Here is a 20,515-nt window from a genome sequence, read left to right as displayed (position 1 = left end):
GCTGCTGTCCGGGGACTGTTCACCGCGTGTCCATCCGGACGCCACCGGCGGCCCGCCGTGCCGGGGCACATTCGGCGTCCGGAACGAGGACGGTGGCACGGATGACGAACTCCCTGGCGGGACTGTTCAGGGCGCGGCGGCAGGAGGCCGCCGGGCAGGCACTCCTCGCCCGGGGGCTGCACCTGGTCGGTGACCACCTCGCCGAGCGGGGCGAGGGGTCCGGTCCGGGCGGCACGCGGCTGCTCCGGGCGATCGGCGGGTACGCCGGGGCGCTCGCGCGACCGTCGGCGGACCCGTTCGACGCCCTGCTGCGGGTCGGCGAGCGGGCCCTGGAGTCGGGCGGTCCGGGCGCGCCGGAGCTGGCGCTGGGCGTCGCGGACACGGCGGTGGAGATCCGCCGGCGGTCCAAGGGCGCCTGGCGGCTGCGCGGTCTCGCGCTGGACCGGCTGGGGCGCGAGGCGGAGGCGCTGGAGTGCTACGAGCGCTGCCTGGAGCTCGGCGCGGAGGCGGCCGGTGAGGTCGCCCGCCGGGTGGACACGCTGCGCCGCCGCCGGGCCTGCCTGGAAGAGGCCGCCGCGCTGTTCCCCGGGTCGGCGGGGACGCTGCTCGGCCCGGCCGGCCGGTCGACGGCGGGCACGGCGGCGGAGTTCGCCGCCTTCGTGCGGGCGCGGCTGTCCGAGCGAGGGCCGGACGATCCCGCGGTACGGCGGCTGCTGGCGCTGCACGCCGCCTACCGGCGGCTGCTGGAGCGGTCCGCGCTGTCCGACCCGCTGCTGGGCGGGGCCGAGCCGGTCGGCGTCACAGGGCTGCGGCGGCTGCTCGCGGGCCGGACGGTGTGCCTGGTGTCGGGCACCCCGGCGGTGGCCGGCGGCACGCTGGGCGGGCTGATCGACGGCTACGACGTCGTGGTGCGCTGCGACGCGTTCCGGCTCCGCGCCGAGGGCACCGGGGAGCGCACAGGGCTGCACGCGGTGACGCTGCGCGGCGACACCCCGTGGGAGGGGCCCGCCTGGACCCGCCCGGCCGGGATCCGGCTGGTGTTCGGCGACCCGGCGGCCGCATGGCGGCGCGCCCTGCGGCAGCGGCTGGCGGCCGGGGCGCAGGAGCACGTCGGGGACGCCTCGCTGCGCCGCCCGCTGGGCGACCCGGCGCTGCTCGGCGAGGACGGCTGGGACGCGGCGACCACCACCGCCTTCACCGTCCTGCGCCTGCTGGATTTCCTGGACGTCACGCCCCGCCTGGACCTGATCGGCTTCGACGACGGAGGCACGCTGCGGCCGCGGGAGGCCGCATGGGTCCGGGACCGCGCCACGCACGTCGACGACCGCACGATGAGGACCGCCCTGCGATGAACCACGCCCAGGCGGACGACCGGAGCGCCGTCACCGGCCGGCGCCGGATCGCCTTCGCCGTCCGTACCGACGCCGCCGGACTGCCCGGCACGGCCGCCCTGCTGCGCAGCCTGGCCCTCGCCGCCCCCGGCGTCTGCGAGGACGTGGTGGTGCTGCACCCGGGCCTGCCCGACCCGGCGTTCGACCCGCTGCGCCGGCTGCATCCCCGCGTGGTCGCGCGCCGCGACGCCGGTCTCGCGGACCTGCTGCGTCCGGCCGGGTACGACACGGTCGTCGTGCTCACCCCGGACACGGTGGTGCTGGGCGACATCGGCCCGCTGCTGCGGCTGCGCCACGGGGTCGGCGCGGTGCCGCGCTGCGGGGCGGACGACGTGCGGGGCGGGCTGCTCGACGGCCTGCTGGTGGTGCAGCGCGCCGACCTGGACGACGTGCTCCTCGCGCGGCTCGCGGCGGGCGAGGACCCTCGGACGGTGCTGGAGAAGGTGCTGACCCCGGTCGACGGGCGGTACGACTTCCCCGCCGCCCGGCTGGGCGACGACCTGCCGGTGCCGCCGCACGTGGCGGTGCTGCGCTTCCCCGGGGCGTCCGGCGTGCCCGCGTCGGGTCCCGCCGCCGAGGCGTGGCGCCGGTTCGCGTCGGACGACGACGCGTTCCGGGCCGCGTACTGCGCGCTGCCCGGCGAGAAGCACCCCGAACTGCTCGCGCACCTCGCGCCGCCGCTGCTGACGGCCCGTCCCTCGCTGGACCTGGCCCGGACGGTCGCGGAGGTGTACCGCAGGCAGGGCCGGTACGACGAGGCGGTCGAGGTGCTCGCCCCGGTGGTGGGCGACCGGCTGGACGCCCCGCGCTGCCAGGAGACGCTCGGCGTGTGCCTGATGGCGCTGTCGCGCTACGCGGAGGCGGAGGCGCGGCTGCTGCTCGCGGCGGCCTCCCCCGACGTCGCGCCTCGCGCCTACGCCCAGCTGGCGCGGCTCGCCTGGATCCTGGGCCGCGACGAGGACGCGCGCCGGTACGCCCTGGAGGGCCTGGACGCCGACCCCACCGACGCCGGCTGCCACGCCTGGCAGGTCCGCACCCGGCCGGAGCGCGCGGCGGCGGACGGCGGCGGGGAGCCTGTGGCCGCGGGCGGGCAGCTCGCGCACGTCGCGCTGTTCGCCGAAGGGCGGGAGAACGCCGGGGACAAGGTGCTCCCGGAGGCCGTGCGGCTGTGCTTCGGGCCCGGCACCGGGCCGCGCCACTGGTACGCGCAGCCCGTGCACCGGCTGGTGGACGAGGCGGCGCTGGAGGAGCTGAACGCGCGGCGCGGGGTGGTCGTGGGAGGCGGCGGGCTGTTCCTGCCGGACACCTCCCCCAACGGCCACAGCCACTGGCAGTGGAACGTCCCGGACGCCCTGCTGGAGCGGCTCACCGCTCCCCTCGCGGTGTTCGCGGTCGGCTACAACGTGTTCGACGGGCAGCTCTACCGCCGCACCCGGTTCGCGGAGAGCCTGCGCGTCCTGGTGGAACGGTCGGCGTTCTTCGGCCTGCGCAACCACGGCTCCATCGACCGCGTACGCGAACTGCTCCCCGCCGCGCTGCGCGACAAGGTGCGTTACCAGCCCTGCCCCACCACCGTGGCCCGCCATCTGGTACCCGGCTGGACCGACCCGGCCGAGCGGGACGACACGGTGCTGGTGAACTGCGCGTACGACCGCGCGGGGCTGCGCTTCGGGCACGACTACGGGCACTTCCTCGGCCAGATGGCGTTCGCGCTGCGGGGCCTGCGGGAGCGGGCCGACGTGCGGTACGCGGCGCACATGCCCGCCGACGAGCGGTTCGTGGACGACCTGCGCCGCGTCCACGGCCTCACGCTGCCCGTGGAGCAGCTCTACGACCGGACGAACGACGGCATCCGCGCGCTGTTCCGGCGGTCCCGGCTGGTGATCGGTATGCGCGGGCACGCCGGGATGATCCCGTTCGGCTGCGGCACACCGGTCCTCAGCCTCGTCTCGCACCCGAAGCTCGCCTACTTCCTGTCCGACATCGGCCGTGCGGAGTGGGGCCTTTCGGTGCACGACCGGGACCTCGGGCCGCTGCTCCTCGAGCGGGCCGAGACGGTCCTCGACGACCATCCGGGCGCGGTGGCGGACGTGCTCGCCGCGCAGCGGCCCCTGTGGGAGACCACGCGGGCCAACCTCGCCGAGCTGAGAGAGGTGTTCGCACCGGTCTGAGCCACCGCCCCGCCGCCGCTTCCCGCCCCGAGAGAGAGAACCCCGTGCCGAAACTGTCCGTCGTCGTCCCGATGCACAACGTGGAGGCGTTCGCGGAGAGCACCCTGCGCAGTCTCGCCGCCAACGCGCATCCGGACGTCGAGTTCCTGATCGTCGACGACTGCTCCACCGACGCCACGCCGTCGGTGATCGACCGGTGGACGGAGAAGCTGCCGGGCGCGCGGGTGATCCGGCACGACACCAACCAGGGGATCGCGCAGGCGCGGAACTCCGGCATCGACGCGGCCGAAGGGGAGTACCTGGCGTTCCTCGACGGCGACGACTGGTACGGGCCCCGCCATCTGGCCGCGCTGGTGCGGGCGATGGACGAGCTGGGCTGCGACTTCGCCCGCACCGACCATGTGCAGGTGACCGGCACGGAGCGGGTGATCAAGCGGCCCCCGGCGCCGGTGCGGAACGCGGTGATGGACCCGCGCGACGGGATCGCGCCCGCCGACACGGAGACCATGGTCGACTACCCGTTCGTCTGGGCGGGCGTGTACCGCCGGCACCTCTTCGACGACGGCGGGATGCGCTTCGTCACCGAACTGCGCACCGCCGAGGACCGGCTGTGGATCTGGCGGCTGCACCTGACGGCGCGCACCTACGCCTCCCTCGGACTGCACGGGGTGTTCTACCGGCGGGGCGTCGCGACCTCCCTCACCCAGATCAAGGACTCCCGCCAGCTCGACTTCATCCCGGCCTACGACCTGCTGCTGCAAGACGTACAGGGCGACCCGGAGCGCGACCGCTTCCTGCCGAAGGCCATGCGCACCTACTGCGCCATGATCGCCTTCCATCTCGGCAAGGCGGACGCGTACGAGCCGTCGGCGGCCCGGCGGCTGCGGCAGGAGGCGCGGGAGGCGCTGCTGCGGATGCCGCAGGACGCGCTGGAGGAGACCCTGGCCACCATCGACAGCACCCGGAGCAGGCTGCTCGGCCGCCTGCGCGACGGGCGGAAGGCTGCCTGACCCATGCACCGCACGACCCAGATCTTCCAGGTCTCGACCCTCTACGGCGCCGCCACCCTGGCCGCGGCGCTGGACGCGGGCCTGTTCGGACCGGGCGGCGCGGCCCGCCGGATCCTGCTGGTCTCGCACAACGCCGCCGTCCCGGAGACCGCGCTGCGCCTGGACGAGATGCGCGGCTACGGTCCGCTGGCCGCCCGCTTCGACGAGGTGGTGAGCTGGAACGAGGCGATCAGCCCGTACCACCCGAGCGCCTGGGGCCCGCGCGGCTCCGACACGGTGCTGTGGCAGCGGGCGCTGCGGCTGCTGTGGGACATCGGCGAGGACGAACGGGTCGACCTGGCCGTCGAGTCGATCCAGGCCAACCCGGCCCGCGCGCTGGTCGCGATCTTCTCCGAGGCGTCCGTCGACGTGTACGCGGACGGGCTGATGAGCTACGGCCCGACCCGGGAGAAGCTGCCGCTGACCCTCGGCCGGCGCGTCCGGCGCCTGCTGCACCTCGCCCTGGTGCCGGGTCTGCGGCCTCTGCTGCTCTCCGAGTACGGCGTGGAGCCGGTGATCGTGCCGGACGGGGCGTTCCGCGCCGTGCTGGACGAGGTCGCCCGGGAGGCGGCGGACGACCCGCTCCTCGGGCCCGTGCGCGAGGAGCGGCCGACGGCCGTGCTGCTCGGGCAGTACCTGGCGGCGATCGGCATCCTGAGCGCGCGAGAGGAGGAGGACCTGCACGTGCGCATGCTCACCGGGGCCGTGCGCGCGGGGCACCGCTCGCTCGTGTTCAAGCCCCATCCGACCGCCCCCGCAGGCTACTCGGCGGCGCTGCACAAGGCGGCGGCCGACGCCGGGGTGCGGCTCACCGTGCTGGACGCGCCGCTGCTCGCGGAGACGCTGTACCACCACGCCCGCCCGGAGCTGGTCGTCGGCTGCTTCTCCACGGCGATGGTGACCGCGTCCGCCTACTACGACGTGCCCGTGGCGCGGGTCGGGACGGCGCTGGTGCTGGACCGGCTGCGGCCCTACCAGAACAGCAACCGGATCCCGCTGACGCTGGTCGACCACCTGGTGCCGGACCTGGAGCGGGACGAGACCCCGGCCGTGCTGGGCGCGGCGCCCGCGTCGCTGGATCCGCTGGTGCGGACGATGGGCTTCTGCATGCAGCCCCGGACGTATCCGGCGCTGCGAGAACAGGCGGAGGCGTGGCTGCGCGCCCACCTCGCCGGCAGCCCCGCGCCGTACTTCCCCGCCCTGCGCCTGGCCGAGCTGGGCCTGCCCGGCAGCAGCCCGGCCACCCGGGCGCGGGTCCGCGCGGCGCGCGCGAAGCGGAAGGTGGGGCGTGCGGTCCGCCGCACCCGGGCGCAGTGAAGCGGGGCCGCGAGCGTGGTCCCGGCACTCCCGCGCGGCACATCCGAAACGCACCGGCCACGGACGAGCCACCGGCCCGTCAACTCCCGTACACGCCGCCGGTGCACGGTAGGGCGGTGATCGAAGACACCGTCGTACGCCTGCCGCAGCAGCGCGTAACCGGTTCCGCCCCGGCGCGGACCGACGGACGGGAGCACCGTTACGACGTCGACCTGCTGCGGCTGGTCTGCTCCGCGACCATCATGGTGGGCCACGTCGGCGCCCTGTTCATCCACGCGACCGGCAACGACCCGGCGAACGGCGCCGGCTCCTACTGGGCCGGCCACGTCGCCGAGGCGGTCAACCCGTTCGCCGTCCCGGTGTACTTCGCGATCGCCGGCTGGGCGGTGCTCGTGGGGGCGCCCCCACGCGACGGCGCGCACATGCAGAGGCGGATCGTCCGCAACCTTGTGCCGCTCTTCGTGTGGACGGGCGTCTACCTGGTGTGGGCCTGGCTGCGCGACCGCAACGAGCGGCCCATGACGGAGCTGGCGGCGGACTCGCTCTTCGGCTCGGTACGGCCCGCCTACCACCTGTGGTTCATGTACGACTACATCCCGGTGATCGCGCTGCTGGCGTTCGTGGCCCTGCTGCGGGCGGGCCGCCGGCCCTGGGCGCTGGGCGCGGCGCTGCTCGGCGTCGCGGTGACGCCGAGCGTGCTCACCACGGCCGCCGAGGTGACGGGCCGGGACATGCCCGAGTCCTCCTGGGGGTTCGGGTTCTACGCGATCGTGTACGCGGTGGTCGGCGCGCTGCTGCTGTCCCTGCCGGCCGGGACGGTACGGCCGCGGTGGCCGCTGTGGGTGCTGCTGCCGCTCTCCATGACGGGGGCGCTCTGGTACAACACGCAGGTCCACTACGTGATGCCCAACGCCCACCTGTTCGTCGCCCTCATGTGCGTCTGTGTCCTGCTGCTGATCGGCAGGGTGCGGGTGCCGGAGCGGTGGCGGCCGGCGCTGCGGACACTGGCCGGTGCGGCGCTCGGTGCGTACATGGTGCACGTGCTGGTCGTCGAGGAGATCGCCGCCCCTCTCGTGTCGCCGGATCTGAGCGGGCCCGCCGCCGCGCTGCTGCTGGCCGGTCTGCTGGTCGCGGTGACGACCCTGTCGTTCGCCGCCAGCCTCCTGTGGGGCCGACTGAACCTGCGCCGCCTGCTCGGCTGACGCCGGGCCGGCCGCCACGACCGCCACCGGGCGGCGACCATGCCGTGGAGCCCACCCTGCGAGGAGACCCCGGCCACCGGGACCCCGCCCTCGGCGCGGAGACGCGCGCCGGGCCGGCACCGGTGCACCCGGGCGACCGGGCCCCGGACGGCCGCGTGGACGGCCCACGCCTCTTCGACGCCTTCCGCGGTCCGCACTTGGGCCCTGCCGTCGCTGGGCACGGACGCCCCGGACCGCCCAGGGTCTACGGCTCGTGCGCGGCCCGTCCCACCGGCCGGACGTACGGCACGGGCCTGTTCCTGGTCCGCCCGGACGGCTACGTGGGCTGGGCCGGGGACACCCCGGACGGTCTCGGCGCGTGCCTGGCCCGGTTCGGGAGGCGCTGACGGCACGTCCGCGCACGCCGGGCCGCGTACGCCCTACGCGCTCGCCGTGGACAGCTTCGCCGCGAAGCCCAGGAACAGGGCGCCCGCCGCCGAGGTGGCGCCCGCCGACAGCCTGCGGCGACGGCGGAAGGCGGCGGCGAGCCGGGTGCCGCTGAAGATCAGCGCGCTGAGGTAGAGCACGCTCGCGACCTGGGCGAACGCGCCGAGCACCACGAAGGACAGGGCCGGGTAGGCGTAGGCCGGGTCGACGAACTGCACGAAGAAGGCGATGAAGAACAGGATCGCCTTCGGGTTCAACAGGCTGACGACCAGCGCGCGGCGGAACGGACGCTCACCGGGCGCGGCGGCCGGACCGGTCTCCTCCGCGCACTCCTCCCCGCGTCCGCGCCACATGCCCCACGCGGCGCGCAGCATCCCGACGGCCAGCCACGCCAGATAGCCGGCGCCGGCGTACTTCACGATGCCGAACAGCACGGCGTTCGCCTGGAGCAGGGAGGCGACACCGGCGGCCGACAGCGTCATCAGGACGGCGTCCCCGCACCAGACGCCGGCGGCGGCCGTGTAACCGGAGCGCACCCCGCGGCGGGCGGCGACGGACAGGACGTACAGCGAGTTGGGCCCCGGCAGCAGGATGATCAGCACCAGGCCCGCGAGGTAGGTGGGAAGGTCGACGACACCGAACATGGCAAGGAGTGTCGCACGCCGTGCGACACTCCTTGTCCCTGTCTCGACCTGCGAGAACGCTGCCGGGAAGCCTAGAAGGCGTCGCTCGGCACGTAGGTGCCCCACACCTCGCGCAGGGCGTTGCAGACCTCGCCGACCGTGGCGCGGGCCTTCAGGGCGTCCTTCATCGGGTAGAGGACGTTGTCCTCGCCCTCGGCGGCCTTCCTCAGCGCGGCCAGCGCCGTGTCGACCGCCTCCTGGTCGCGCTCGGCGCGCAGTTTGGCGAGGCGTTCGGCCTGCTGGGCCTCGATGGCCGGGTCGACGCGAAGCGGCTCGTAGGGCTCCTCCTCGTCGAGCTGGAAGCGGTTGACGCCGACCACGACGCGCTCGCCGGAGTCGGTCTCCTGCGCGATGCGGTAGGCGGAGCGCTCGATCTCGTTCTTCTGGAAGCCGCGCTCGATCGCGTTGACCGCGCCGCCGAGGTCCTCGACCTTCTCCATCAGCTCCCTCGCGGCGGCCTCCACGTCGTCGGTCATCTTCTCGATGACGTAGGAGCCGGCGAACGGGTCGACCGTGGCGGTGACGTCGGTCTCGTAGGCGAGGACCTGCTGGGTGCGCAGCGCCAGCCGGGCGGACTTGTCCGTCGGCAGCGCGATCGCCTCGTCGAAGGAGTTGGTGTGCAGCGACTGCGTGCCGCCCAGCACCGCCGCCAGGCCCTGCACGGCGACGCGCACCAGGTTCACCTCGGGCTGCTGGGCCGTCAGCTGCACCCCGGCCGTCTGCGTGTGGAAGCGCAGCATCAGCGACTTGGGGTTCTTCGCCCCGAACTCCTCCTTCATCACCCGCGCCCAGATCCGGCGCGCGGCACGGAACTTCGCGACCTCCTCCAGGATCGTGGTGCGGGCCACGAAGAAGAACGACAGACGCGGGGCGAAGTCGTCCACGTCCATGCCCGCCGCCACCGCGGTGCGTACGTACTCGATGCCGTCGGCGAGGGTGAACGCGATCTCCTGCGCGGGCGAGGCGCCCGCCTCCGCCATGTGGTAGCCGGAGATCGAGATCGTGTTCCACCTCGGGATCTCGGCCCTGCAGTACTTGAAGATGTCGGCGATCAGCCGCAGCGACGGCTTCGGCGGGAAGATGTACGTGCCGCGGGCGATGTACTCCTTCAGCACGTCGTTCTGGATCGTGCCGGTCAGCTTGTCCGCCGGGACGCCCTGCTCCTCGGCGACCAGCTGGTACAGCAGCAGCAGAAGCGCGGCCGGCGCGTTGATCGTCATCGACGTGGACACCTTGTCCAGCGGGATCCCGCCGAACAGCACCCGCATGTCGTCGATCGAGTCGATCGCCACACCCACCTTGCCGACCTCACCGCTCGCGATCGGCGCGTCCGAGTCATGGCCCATCTGGGTCGGCAGGTCGAACGCGACCGACAACCCCATCGTGCCGTTCGCGATCAGCTGCTTGTACCGGGCGTTGGACTCCGTCGCCGTGCCGAAACCCGCGTACTGACGCATCGTCCAGGGGCGGCCCGTGTACATCGTCGGGTACACGCCCCGCGTGAACGGGTACGCGCCCGGCTCACCCAGCTTCCCGGCCGGGTCCCAGCCCTGGAGAGCCTCCGGTCCGTAGACCGGTTCGATGGGCAGTCCGGACTCCGACTCACGCGCCATGATGTGCATGCCTCCCGCTGAGCAGCGTTGCTCGATCCGATCGCCGGTCACTCGCCGGTTACCCACCGGTTACTCACCAGTACAGGCCGACCCTTCGACGGACTGTAGCGGTGCGCGTGCGGCCTGGTGGAGGGGCACACGCTGGGACCTTCCTCACAACCTCCGTGGGACCCCGCTCACAGGCCCGACCCGACGCCGTTCACGTCCGGTCACTTCCCACCATGCCCCTTGGTTCCGCCCCGGTCACGTCCGGGGTACAACACAGGTGACGACCGGGCAGGACCGGTGCGGCGGGACGACGGGGGCTGGGGTGCGCGGGAGGGGCATGAGCCGGAGGGGCACGGGCCGGAGGAGTACGGCCCGCAGGGGGAGGAAAGGCATAGCCGTGCTGGCGGCGCTGGGCGCGGTGGCCGTGGGTGCGGCCGGGTGCACGGTGCAGCCGGCCGGGGCGGGCGGGGAGGGCGCGCCGCCGGTGCGGATCGAGGTGCCGTCCCGGACGCCGGACGCACCGGGCGGGCCCGCGTCGCCGAGCCGGACACCGGAGGCGCCCGCGAAGCCGTCGCCGTCCGCTTCGGCCGCGAAGCCGTCCAGCAGTCCGACGCCGGCCCGGGTGCTGTGGTCGCCGGGCGACGACGGACGTGACGTCCGTGAACTCCAGGCGCGGCTGCGGCAGATCGCCTGGATATTCCACGGCCCCACCGGCACCTACGACGACCTGACGGCGGAGGCGGTCCGCGGCTTCCAGGGCAAGCGCGGACTGCCGGAAACGGGCGTGACGGACACGGTGACCTGGCAGCGGCTGCTCGCGATGACGCGGGAGCCGGGCCGCTGGGAGCTGTATCTGATGGGCGGCCAGCCGGCCGACCCGCCCGACCCGCGCTGCATGACCGGCCGGGTGATGTGCATCAGCAAGTCCAGCCGCACCCTGCGCTGGATGATCGACGGCCGGACGGTGTCGACGATGCCGGTCCGCTTCGGCTCGGAGTACACACCGACCCGCGAGGGCGTCTTCCGCGTCTACTGGAAGTCCCGGCACCACGTCTCGACGCTGTACGACTCGCCGATGCCGTACGCGATGTTCTTCAGCGGCGGGCAGGCGGTGCACTACTCGTCCGACTTCGCCGCCCGGGGCTACGCGGGCGCCTCGCACGGCTGTGTGAACGTACGCGACGAGGACGCGATCGCGCGGCTGTACGAGCAGGTGCGGGACGGCGACAAGGTCGTCGTCCACTGGTGAACCAGAAGTGACCGATGTGACCTGAGGAGAGAGGGGCGCGGGCGGGACCGGGGGAACGTGTCCCGCCCGCGCCAGGTGCACGAGCCGTGGGTACGGGGGGAACCCCGGCTCAGTGCTACGGCCGATGACCAGTCGGCTCACTCAGTACTGCGTCACAAGGGCCGGAAGTGTCACACCGGTCGGTACGTTCGCGGGGCGCGTGGGCGTCTGCGCAGGTCAGAGGAGTCCGGAAGCCTGTGGGTTCTCGGCCTCTCCCCCTAGTCCCGCTTGCCGTTTCCGTTGCCGTTGCCGTTTCCGTTCCCGTTGCTTCCCTTGCCGTTCCCGTTGCCCTGGCCCTTGGCAGGGTGGTCGTCGGCGTCGGAGCCGCTGGGGCCGCGACCGCCGCCGTTCCCGTTGCCCTTCCCGTTGCCGTTGTTGCCCTTGCCCTCACCTTCGTCGCCGGTGTCCGGGCGGCCGGCGCCCTGGCCGGGGAGGGTGTTCTGCGGCTCGCCCTCGTCACCGTCGAGGCGTGTCTCGGCGTCGTGCATACCGCCCCCGGCGCCCTTGTCGCCCTTGTCCGCCGTGCCGTCCTTGGTGCCGGCGCCTTCCTCGGCGGTGACGCCGCGGCAGTACGCGGCGACGCGGGAGGCGCCGCCGGCCGCCTCGTGCAGGACGCGACGGCGTTCGCCGTTCACCGGCCGGCCCTGGTGCCAGGACCGGCACGCGGAGACGACGAGCTTCCAGCGGGCGCCGTGGGCGGCCTTGCCGTCGCCGGGCGCCGGGGCCGCGGGTGTGCGGCCGGGGTCCTCGCCGCCCTGGGCGCCGTCACGGCCCTCGTCGGCGGCGTCGCCCTGGTGACGGTCGTCCGGAGTGGCGCCCTGGGCGGGCGGGGAGATCAGCGGACGCTGGGGGTGCGTGGCCGTGGCGGCGCCCGCGGGGCCGGAGCGGGAGTCGTCGAAGGGTGTGCGCAGCAGCCCGGTCCCGGCGAGCACGGCGGTGCCGCCGACCATGCCGGCGACCAGCGCGGCGGCCAGCATGAGCCGGGCGGGACGCGGTCCGCGGGCTCCGCCGGGCGTTCCGTTACGGCCGGTGCGCGGAGCGCCGAGACGGATCAGGCCGACGTCGGAGTCCCCGGTGCCGGTGCCGTGACCGGTGTGCGGGGCCGAGTCGGCCTGCCCTGTCCGTCCGTCCCTCGACGCGCGGAAGGCGGCCAGCGCGGCCGCCTCCCCGGGGAGTTCGCCTTCGGCCGTCGGCGGAGGCGCGGAAAGCGCGCGGAGTACTCCGGCGAGTTGTTCGGCCTGGTCACCGGCGGGTGGATCGGCAGCCCGGGGTGACTCACCGCTCAGCAGGCGCTCCGCCGCCTCCGCGTCCAGCCACCTGTACCGCTCATCGGCCATCACAAGTCCTTCTGCGTCCGCGCTCGCAACTGCGTCACACTCGCGGACGTCACCGTACGACGGCGTGGTTCTCTTTGGGGTGGCAGGGCGTCGAGCACACCCGCGGATTCCGGATGGCCGTCCGGATCGTCGCCGAGCAGTTCGGCGAGCCGGCGCAGGCCGCGGTGCGCGGCCGTCCGTACGGCGCCGGGGCGCTTGCCCAGGGTCTGCGCGGCCGTCTTGGCGTCGAGGCCGACGACCACGCGCAGGACGACGGCCTCCGCCTGGTCCTGCGGCAGCCGGGAGATCAGGGTGAAGGCATCGTCGGTGGCGAGCGCCTCGATCGCCTCGCCGGCCGTGTCGGACTCGGCGGGCCGCCCGGTCAGCTCGGTCTCGTCGCCGCCTATCGCCGGGCGGCGGCCGCGCATGCGGATGTGGTCGAGCGCGCGGTTGCGGGCGATACGGGCGGCCCAGCCGCGGAAGCGGTCCGCGTCGCCGGAGAACCGCTCCAGGTCACGGGCTATCTGCAGCCAGGCCTCGGACGTGACGTCCTCGGCGTCGGGCTCGCCGACCAGTGTCCGGACGTACCCGAGCAGCCGCGGATGCACGGCGCGGTACACGGTCCGGAACGCGGTCTCGTCCCCGTCCTGTGCCGCGCGCACCGCGGCGGTCAGCTCCGCGTCGTCCCCCAGCACGCGTGCGCCCTTCTGCGCCTAAGCCGGCGCCGCTCTCGCGGGCCGGGTTGCTCGCCGTTGTCATTGCTCAATCGGTCGTTGCGGTCTCAAGGCCGCTCGCGGAGGTTGTGGTCGTTTGTCTCCCGCGGCCTGGCGCGAAAGGCACGTTACGACCTGAAACCGCTCCCCGTCCATGACCGTACAAGATGCAACTAACCCGTGACACGGGACGTGTGACAGAAAACGCATGCCCGGCGCTGTAGAAGATACGGGTCGCGCGCGGCCCGTACCGCGCGACGGCCGGGGCCTCTCCTGTGGGGGGTGGCGGCCCCGGCCGTCTCCGCGAAGACGTTCCACTCGGGGCAGCAGGGGTGGAAGCGGGCGGCACCCCGTGAGCGCCGGGTGCGGGCGGTCCGTGGCTGGCCGCGCGGTTCCCCGCGCCCCTGAGGCATCCGCGGCTGCGGGGCATGCGTGCCGCTTGGGGCGACGGAGCCCCCGCTCGAGCGAAGCCGGGAGTGGGGGAGGGTGGGCGCGACGGCACCGGCGAGCGCCGGTCGGCGCGAACACCCGAGTCCACATGACCCACGTCGGCCCTCAGGGCTTCCGCCCGGCCCCCTCGCCTTCACCCCTCCCCTTGCCCTCGCCAGAGGATCCGGTGCCGGCCGCCTCCCCCGTGGGGCGGCCGGCACCCGCTTCACCCCTCGCCACGGGAGGAACACTCGCCGGCGCCGGCGCGGAAGCCGTGGGCAAGGCGCCCCCGGCGCGCCCCGCGCAGTACGCGTCGACCCGCGCCGCGCCCCCCGCAGCGGCGACCAGCCGCTCCCAGACCGGCGCGTCCGGCGCCCGCCCCCGACCGGCGGCCCGCTCGTACGCCCGGCACTGCGCCTCGACGTCCCCCGCGGCCTCCGCCGGCCCCGAGCCGTGCCGCGCGCCGTCCCGCGCCGACTCCGCGGCGGACGCCGATGCCGACACCCCCGGGGCCTCACCGGCACCGGAGGTTCCGGATACGTCCGGTACGGCAGGCGCCGAGCTCGCGGACGGCGTACGGGTCGGCCCGGTGTCCTCGGACCGCCCTCCGCCCGGCGTTCCCGCCGCCTGGATCCCGGCCCAGGCCACCCCGCTGAGGGCACAGCCGGCGACCAGGGCTCCCAGCGTCGCCCGCAGCGACCGCCCGCCGAACCGCCGTCGAGAGGCCCGCCAGTCGTCCCGGCGGCGGGTGCGCGCGCCATGCGCCCCCGCCTCCCGGGCGGCCACGAACGCGGCGACGGCCCGCTGCTCGGCCCCGGCGTCCACGCCGTCACGCACCAGGGCGGCGACGAGCAGCGCCTCCAGCCGGGCCGTGTCACCGGCCGGCCCCTCGACGGAGACGGGTGCGGCACGCCCGGCCGCGGCCGGCACGCCCACGGGGCACACGGAACGCTCTGGGCGCACACGCCGGCGGCCGGCCCGCCCGCCGTCGCTCTGCCGTTCACCCATGCCGTTTCCGTCCCTGCTCGATCGTGTCCGGCCTGCCCGGCCTGTCCGGTTCCGTCCGTCGGCCCCGCGGCCCCGCGGCCCCGGCTCGACGGACGGTGCGCACCCCCTCCCACCAGCGGGGTGCCGTGCGGGTCCCGGACAAACGGATACGTTCCGTCCGCCCGGCCCGTTCAGCCGCCGCAGCGGCCGCCAAGGCCCCGCCGTGCGGCGCGACCGCCGTTCCGGCCCACGGTCACGTCGACTCACCCAGCGTCCTGGGCGCCTCATCCGTCACACCGTCGGCCTCGAGCTGCCGCGCCAGGCGCCGCAGACCCCGGTGCGCGGCCGTCCGCACGGCGCCCGGCCGCTTGCCGAGCACGCGGGCGGCGGCGGGCCCGTCGAGACCCACGACGACGCGCAGCAGCACCGCCTCCGCCTGGTCCCGGGACAGCCCGCCCACGAGGGCGAGGGCCTGCTCGGTGGACATGGCCTCCATCGCCTGATCGTGCGTGCTGTGCGGGGCGGGCAGCTCCAGGACGTCCTGCTCCAGTGCGGACGCGCGGGGGCGTACGCGCTGGCGGCGCAGATGGTCCAGGGCGCGGTGCCGGGCGATGGTGGCCGTCCAGCCGCGGAAGCCGGCGCCGTCGCCCTTGAACCGGCCGAGGTCACGGGCGATCTCCAGCCAGGCGTCGGACATCACGTCCTCGGCGTCTGCGCCCACCAGTCCCCGGACGTACGCGAGGAGTCCGGGCTGCACGAGCCGGTAGGCCACGGCGAACGCAGCCTCGTCGCCCTGCTGGGCGCGCGCGACGGCGTCACCCAGTTCCCCGTCGAACGCCTGCGTGCGGCGGGATTCCCCTCCGTGGCCCAAGAACCGTCCTCGTCCGTACCGAGCGCGATGCGCCTCGCATGACGTGTGCACGTCCGCCGTGCCACACCCCCCAGCGACCTCAGCGTGCGGGGCGGCCAAAGTGTCACAGGTCAACCCACGTCCCAGGCCTCTCACGGCCCCCACACGCCACGGCGACACACCACCCCGGGACACCCCCGGAGACCCTTGGAGGCCGGCCCGGCGGGGCTCAGTCCGGCCGCGCCCCCGTCGTCGCGTCCCGGCACAGGAGCCGGAGTGAGCCGTCCTGGGTGTAGCAGCGGCGGGCCTCGTCGATGGGGTCCCAGAGGCGGCCGTCGGGAGTGCGGACCCAGTGGTCGCCGCCGGAGGCCCACCACTCGCCGCCGGCCTGGCGCACGATCACCTCGCCCGCGTAGGCCCCGAAGCCCCGCAGCACCAGCTCCACGGCGGCGTACGGGGCAGACTCGCGGCGGATGTCCTCGATCATCCGGTCGACGCTCCACAGACTGCGCGCCGAGTAGTCGAGGCGCAGCCGTGCCCCCTCGCGCATCGCCGCCACCGCGTCCGCCGCCCAGCGGACCGGCTTCGTCGCCGCCGAGGGCCTGGTCTCCTGCTGTGTCGTCACAGTCGTCGCAGTCGTCACACTCTGGAGAGCGCTGCGGCGAAGCGTTTCGTCACCCCGATCCCGCGGTTCCCCACAACGGGTGCACGACCGCCCCAGGACGCTCACAGGGCCCTCGCCGTATGTCCCGGACCCGGGTCCCGAGAGGGCTCTCAGGCATCCCGTCGGCTGCGGCGCGAGACCGCCGCGCGCAGCACCCGGCGCCCCTCCGTGGACACCTCCAGCGCGCTGCGCAGGCCGGCCGCTCCGTGGGCGGCGACGAGTTCCAGGACGGCGGTCTGCCGCCGCAGTTCGGCGGCGAGCAGCGGCGACAGCCCGTCCGTGCGGCCCTCACGGCGGGCGGCCGTCAGGTCGGTGACCTCGGCGTCGCCGCCGCCGTCCAGCAGCAGGTGGATCCGCAGCGCGCCGGCCGAGCACCCGTCGGCCCACTGCCGCAGCGCCGTCCCGGACCGGTCCAGCGGGGCGGTGGCGAGCATGCCCCGCGCCAGCTCCGCCGCCTCGCCGGCGCCGCCGCCCGCGGCTTCGCCCGCCGCCGCGTCCAGCTTTTCGCGCGTCTGCTGGAGCACCTCGCCCCAGTCGCCGTCGGAGGGACCCCCGGCGAGGGTGCCCCACAGCGGCCGCAGCGCCTCGTCGTCACCGCCCAGCAGCGGCACGCACCGATCCAAACAAGCCACCCCGCTGACGGCCAGTCCGCGCTCGTCGGCCTGTGCGATCAGTTCCTCCAGGCTCATCCACGCCTCCCTCTGCGGGTTCCGCAGGCCCCCTGATGAGGCCTTGACGGGCGTCGTCCCTCACGGAGCCCGCATTTCCCCTTACTGCGTGCGACAAGCCGGGAGTGTCACTCGGGCACCACGCGCAACCGGTCGAGCAGCCGGAAGAAACCGTTTTCGGCCATCGGCCCGGGGTCGGCGGTCAGCACTTCCAGGACGTCCTCGGCGGCGACCTCGCGCCCGGCCTCCTCGGCCCAGAAGACGGCCCGCTCGGCGGCGTCGGCCGGTTCCAGGAAGTAGTCGTCGACGGTGAGGCCCTCCTGACGTCCGTCGAGGTACCCGGCCATCGCGTCCCGGCCGAGGCAGGCCGTCCACACCCCGCTCTCGGGGGACGCGGCCTCCACGGCCACGCACTCGCCGGCCATCACGTAGCCGAACAGCGCGGGCGCACCCGTCTCCTTCGCCAGTTCCTTCATGCTGCCCAGCTCGCCCTCGCGGCCCGGCAGTTCCCACACCTGCCAGCCGTCCGGGGCCTCCGTGCGCAGGGTCAGCTCCCCGGCCGCACCGGCCAGCGCGTCCAGTCCTGTCAGCGGCCGCTCCGCGCGGCCCACGACGAAATAACCCCAGTAGCCCATGTGCCGGTGTTCCCCCCGCATGTCGGTTCCCGGCCCGGCGTGCCGAGCCGTCGGCTCGCCCAGAACACCACCACAGCCGTACGGGGGTTCGCAGGCGTTCGCGGCAATCCGTCAGCCGAGCCGGCCCGCCAGGATGCGGAACTCCGCCCAGGACAGCGTGGGTTCGTCCGCGTCCCACAGTTTCTGGGAGAGGGCCCGCAACGGCATCCGGATGCCGGCCGCGACCTGCTCCTGGGTCTGGGAGCGGGGCAGGTCGCCCCAGACGGCGAAGGAGCCGCCGAGGATCTGCCGGTCGTACCGGGCGGGGACGGGCTCGGTGCCGCGCAGCACCCGCGGGGTCCACTGCTCGTAGATGCGCTCGCCGGTCGGGTAGACGAAGGTGAGCGGCTCGCCGAGGACGTAGTAGAGGAACTCGTCGTTGTAGTTGATCACCTCGCGGCCCTCGGCCAGGTACTCGGCGGGCTTGCGCGCACCGATCTCCTTGCCGGTCCAGTAGGCGACCCGGATGTCCTCGTCGGCCTGGACGGACCCGCCGGAGAAGAAGCCGTCGTTCCAGGCGCGGGGGACGCGGTCGTGGGCGCGGACGGTGGCGGCGCGGTCGTTGAGCCAGCCGGTGGTGAGGTCCTCGACGGTGGCGCCGGAGCCGTACTTCTCGCGGGCCGCGGTGGCGAGTCCGGGGAAGGTCGCCTCGGGGTCGGGGACGACGAGGGCCTGGTACTCGTCACCGCCGAGGTGCCACCGGTCGCCGGGGAAGAGGCCGGCGTACTCGTCCAGCAGGTCGTCGACGATCCGGGCGGACTCCGGGTTCGCGATGTCGATGGCGCCGCGCACCGCCTCCCCGTTCGCCGTGCGCAGCTGGAGGTCGGGGTGGGCGTCGATGACGGCGCCGAGGTGGCCGGGCGAGTCGATCTCGGGGACGACGGTGATGTGCCGGCTCTCCGCGAGCTCGACGATCTTCCGGACCTGCGCCTTGGTGAGGTGGTCCTCGGACACGATCTCCGGATGCGAGTCGGACGCGATGCGGAAGCCCTGGTCGTCGGAGAAGTGCAGACCGATCTCGTTGTACTTCAGGTCGCCCAGCTCGCGGACGCGGTCCTCGATCCAGCCGGCGTCGTAGTGCTTGCGCGCGATGTCCAGCATCATGCCGCGCCGCGGCTTGGCAGGTTCGTCGCGCACCACGCCCTCGGGGGCGGCGCCGGCCCCGCGTATCTCCTGCTTGAGGGTGCGGGTGCCGTAGAAGACGCCCGCCTCCCCCGGCCCGCTGACGGTGACCCGCCCGCCGCGCACGGTCAGGGCGTACGACTCCGGGTCGGCGCCGGAGTCGCGGTTCAGCTCCAGGCGCACGTCGCCGGGCCGCTCGTCGTCCTTCTCCCCCGCGTACGTCAGGCCCAGCTCCCTCGCGGTCAGCCGGCCCTCGTCGGCGAGCGCCGGGTCGGACACGACCACCCGGTGCCCCGGGACGGGCCGCCAGCCGGGGCCGCGCTCCGCGGTGTGCTCGCGCACGGCGGGTATGGTCCGGGGCGCCTCGGACAGCGGGTAGCTGCGGGTGGGGCTCGGCGTAGGCGACGGCGAGGAGGGGGCGGCCGCCGGACCGCCGTCGTCGTTCGAGGCCCACAGGCCGAGGCCCACGCCGGAGGCCACCACCACCGCCCCCACGGCCACCGCGACGGCGGTGACCCTCCGCCGCCTCGCCGTCGCCTCCGCGCCGGGACCGCGCCTGCGCTGACCGTGCTGCCTGTGGTGCCTGTGCCGACTCACCCTGCCAACGTACGACCCGTTCGGGTGAGAAGCGTCCACATGCCGTTCTCAAACTCTGCCGTCCGGGTGAAATGGGGGTACCGATCGGACACGTCTCGGACTCACTCGATAACGTGACGTCACAACTCTCACAGCATCCGCCAACGACACTCACGCGACGCCCACGAGGAGCCACGCTGCCTGCGCACCGACTCCCAGAGCTCCCCGGCCGAGTCGCCATACCCGAACAGTCCCGCGGCACGCCCGGAACGCCGCCCCCGCTGGAGTGGTTCAACGACGCTCCCGGGCCGGACGCCGAACGCGTCCTGCTGTCCTGCCTGCACAGCCCCCGCTGGGCCCGCCTGCTGGCCGGCCACCGCCCCTACCCCGACACGGCGTCCCTCCTGGCAGCCGCGGACGAGGCGGCGTACGACCTCTCCCCGGAGGAGATCGCCGAATCCCTGGCCTCCGAGCGCCTGCCCTCGCTCCCCGAGGACACCTACTCGGCCGCCCACACCGCCCTGAACGCCGCCCACGCGGCCTACGAGGCCAAGTTCGGCCACGTCTTCGTCCTCTGCCTGGACGGCGTCCCCGAGGACGAGGTCCTCGACCGCGTCCTGGAGAACATCCGGTCACGATTGGCGAACGATCCCGAGGACGAGCACCAGACCACCAGGGACCAACTCCGCCTGCTCGCCAGGGAGCGCCTGACCAACACCCTCAGGGGCGCGGGGCTGTGAGGATGTGCGACTCCGCCGCGTGAGCGCGAGCAGCCCCCACACCACCGCACCCGGCAAATGACCGCAAACACCCCATATCCGTGGCCGCGTCCACACCACAGGCCCCCTTTTCGGGTGCAAGTTTGATCACACCGGCAGGCCCCCCGTAAGCGCCGCAGGCAACCGTCGCTACCATGCTGGGGGCCGGTGGACCGTACCCGGCCGGGCCCGACCGACAAGGAAAGCCGGCGCGGCCCCAATCCCCGCTCCCGGAGGAAATTTCCGTGCCGGCTGGAACGCTGTACCGCGGCCGGGAAGGAATGTGGTCCTGGGTGGCTCACCGAGTCACCGGCGTCCTCATCTTCTTCTTCCTGTTCGTTCACGTGCTGGACACCGCTCTCGTGCGGGTGTCCCCGCAGGCCTACGACGACGTCGTGGCCACGTACAAGACGCCGATCGTCGCGCTGCTGGAGTACGGCCTCGTCGCCGCCATCCTCTTCCACGCGCTCAACGGCCTGCGTGTCATCGCCGTCGACTTCTGGATCAAGGGCGCCCGGTACCAGAAGCAGATGCTCTGGACCGTCGTCGCCGTGTGGATCGTGCTGATGCTCGGGGCGATCTACCCCGTCCTCGGCCACGCCGCTCGTGAACTGTTCGGGAGCTGACGCA

Annotated in this window: 19 protein-coding genes; 9 read left to right on the top strand and 10 right to left on the bottom strand. The window is 74.2% G+C overall.

All coding sequences use genetic code 11. The features are described from left to right. Nucleotides 1-101 precede the first annotated feature (101 nt). The 6 genes from MTR79_RS04150 to MTR79_RS04125 all read left to right on the top strand — a co-directional run bounded on the left by MTR79_RS04150 (nucleotide 102) and on the right by MTR79_RS04125 (nucleotide 7,516). On the top strand, nucleotides 102-1,352 hold the full coding sequence (locus MTR79_RS04150) for a tetratricopeptide repeat protein (RefSeq protein ID WP_244789205.1): 1,251 nt from the start codon (nucleotides 102-104) through the stop codon (nucleotides 1,350-1,352). After that, the gene (locus MTR79_RS04145) at nucleotides 1,349-3,562 is read left to right on the top strand and encodes a polysaccharide pyruvyl transferase family protein (protein ID WP_244789204.1); all 2,214 of its coding nucleotides are present in this window, start codon (nucleotides 1,349-1,351) and stop codon (nucleotides 3,560-3,562) included. The genes MTR79_RS04150 and MTR79_RS04145 overlap by 4 nt, the downstream gene beginning before the upstream one ends. A gap of 44 nt (nucleotides 3,563-3,606) precedes the next feature. Then, entirely contained in the window at nucleotides 3,607-4,572 is a 966-nt protein-coding gene (locus MTR79_RS04140; protein WP_244789203.1) for a glycosyltransferase family 2 protein, read from the top strand. Nucleotides 4,573-4,575: 3 nt separating this feature from the next. After that, on the top strand, nucleotides 4,576-5,928 hold the full coding sequence (locus tag MTR79_RS04135) for a polysialyltransferase family glycosyltransferase (protein ID WP_086704975.1): 1,353 nt from the start codon (nucleotides 4,576-4,578) through the stop codon (nucleotides 5,926-5,928). A 116-nt stretch (nucleotides 5,929-6,044) separates the two neighbouring features. Continuing rightward, nucleotides 6,045-7,130 carry an acyltransferase gene (locus MTR79_RS04130; protein ID WP_244789202.1) on the top strand — a complete coding sequence of 362 codons (1,086 nt, stop codon included), beginning with the start codon at nucleotides 6,045-6,047 and terminating at the stop codon, nucleotides 7,128-7,130. 44 nt (nucleotides 7,131-7,174) lie between these two features. Next, nucleotides 7,175-7,516, top strand: a complete 342-nt coding sequence (locus tag MTR79_RS04125; RefSeq protein WP_348538676.1) for a hypothetical protein — start codon at nucleotides 7,175-7,177, stop codon at nucleotides 7,514-7,516. 33 nt (nucleotides 7,517-7,549) lie between these two features. On the opposite strand, the gene leuE is transcribed toward MTR79_RS04125, so the two are convergent. Then, nucleotides 7,550-8,200, bottom strand: a complete 651-nt coding sequence (gene leuE / locus MTR79_RS04120) for a leucine efflux protein LeuE (RefSeq protein ID WP_244789201.1) — start codon at nucleotides 8,198-8,200, stop codon at nucleotides 7,550-7,552. A 71-nt stretch (nucleotides 8,201-8,271) separates the two neighbouring features. Continuing rightward, entirely contained in the window at nucleotides 8,272-9,852 is a 1,581-nt protein-coding gene (locus MTR79_RS04115) for a methylmalonyl-CoA mutase family protein (RefSeq protein WP_244789200.1), read from the bottom strand. 379 nt (nucleotides 9,853-10,231) lie between these two features. Between MTR79_RS04115 and MTR79_RS04110 the strand changes: the two genes are divergently transcribed. Next, on the top strand, nucleotides 10,232-11,089 hold the full coding sequence (locus MTR79_RS04110; protein WP_244793055.1) for a L,D-transpeptidase family protein: 858 nt from the start codon (nucleotides 10,232-10,234) through the stop codon (nucleotides 11,087-11,089). Nucleotides 11,090-11,346: 257 nt separating this feature from the next. Here MTR79_RS04110 and MTR79_RS04105 read toward each other — a convergent pair whose 3' ends face one another. The 8 genes from MTR79_RS04105 to MTR79_RS04070 form a co-directional block, all read right to left on the bottom strand. Continuing rightward, on the bottom strand, nucleotides 11,347-12,465 hold the full coding sequence (locus tag MTR79_RS04105) for a hypothetical protein (RefSeq protein WP_189365833.1): 1,119 nt from the start codon (nucleotides 12,463-12,465) through the stop codon (nucleotides 11,347-11,349). Next, nucleotides 12,465-13,139 carry an RNA polymerase sigma factor gene (locus MTR79_RS04100; RefSeq protein WP_086705293.1) on the bottom strand — a complete coding sequence of 225 codons (675 nt, stop codon included), beginning with the start codon at nucleotides 13,137-13,139 and terminating at the stop codon, nucleotides 12,465-12,467. The genes MTR79_RS04105 and MTR79_RS04100 overlap by 1 nt, the downstream gene beginning before the upstream one ends. A 573-nt stretch (nucleotides 13,140-13,712) precedes the next feature. After that, nucleotides 13,713-14,522, bottom strand: a complete 810-nt coding sequence (locus MTR79_RS04095) for a hypothetical protein (protein ID WP_244789199.1) — start codon at nucleotides 14,520-14,522, stop codon at nucleotides 13,713-13,715. A 304-nt stretch (nucleotides 14,523-14,826) separates the two neighbouring features. Next, a complete protein-coding gene (locus MTR79_RS04090; RefSeq protein ID WP_244789198.1) occupies nucleotides 14,827-15,444 on the bottom strand; it encodes an RNA polymerase sigma factor in 618 nt (205 codons plus the stop codon). Between the two features lie 208 nt (nucleotides 15,445-15,652). After that, nucleotides 15,653-16,048 carry a hypothetical protein gene (locus MTR79_RS04085; protein ID WP_175449547.1) on the bottom strand — a complete coding sequence of 132 codons (396 nt, stop codon included), beginning with the start codon at nucleotides 16,046-16,048 and terminating at the stop codon, nucleotides 15,653-15,655. A gap of 149 nt (nucleotides 16,049-16,197) precedes the next feature. Next, nucleotides 16,198-16,776 carry a hypothetical protein gene (locus MTR79_RS04080; RefSeq protein ID WP_086704306.1) on the bottom strand — a complete coding sequence of 193 codons (579 nt, stop codon included), beginning with the start codon at nucleotides 16,774-16,776 and terminating at the stop codon, nucleotides 16,198-16,200. Nucleotides 16,777-16,883: 107 nt separating this feature from the next. Continuing rightward, nucleotides 16,884-17,390, bottom strand: coding sequence for a hypothetical protein (locus MTR79_RS04075; RefSeq protein ID WP_048460813.1), 507 nt, complete (start codon nucleotides 17,388-17,390; stop codon nucleotides 16,884-16,886). A gap of 111 nt (nucleotides 17,391-17,501) precedes the next feature. Next, complete coding sequence (locus MTR79_RS04070; protein WP_244793053.1) at nucleotides 17,502-19,052, bottom strand: glycoside hydrolase family 20 protein; 1,551 nt, start codon at nucleotides 19,050-19,052, stop codon at nucleotides 17,502-17,504. A 209-nt stretch (nucleotides 19,053-19,261) separates the two neighbouring features. On the opposite strand from MTR79_RS04070, the gene MTR79_RS04065 reads away from it, so the two are divergent. Both MTR79_RS04065 and sdhC read left to right on the top strand, forming a co-directional pair. After that, nucleotides 19,262-19,867 carry a 2-oxo-4-hydroxy-4-carboxy-5-ureidoimidazoline decarboxylase gene (locus tag MTR79_RS04065; protein ID WP_244789197.1) on the top strand — a complete coding sequence of 202 codons (606 nt, stop codon included), beginning with the start codon at nucleotides 19,262-19,264 and terminating at the stop codon, nucleotides 19,865-19,867. A gap of 263 nt (nucleotides 19,868-20,130) precedes the next feature. Further along, the gene (gene sdhC / locus MTR79_RS04060; protein ID WP_078895343.1) at nucleotides 20,131-20,511 is read left to right on the top strand and encodes a succinate dehydrogenase, cytochrome b556 subunit; all 381 of its coding nucleotides are present in this window, start codon (nucleotides 20,131-20,133) and stop codon (nucleotides 20,509-20,511) included. Nucleotides 20,512-20,515 lie beyond the last annotated feature (4 nt).

Source organism: Streptomyces sp. BJ20 (assembly GCF_022869105.1).
Lineage (GTDB): Bacteria > Actinomycetota > Actinomycetes > Streptomycetales > Streptomycetaceae > Streptomyces > Streptomyces griseoincarnatus.
Note: the sequence above shows the minus strand (reverse complement) of the source record. Positions and strands in the feature narration are given on the sequence as shown.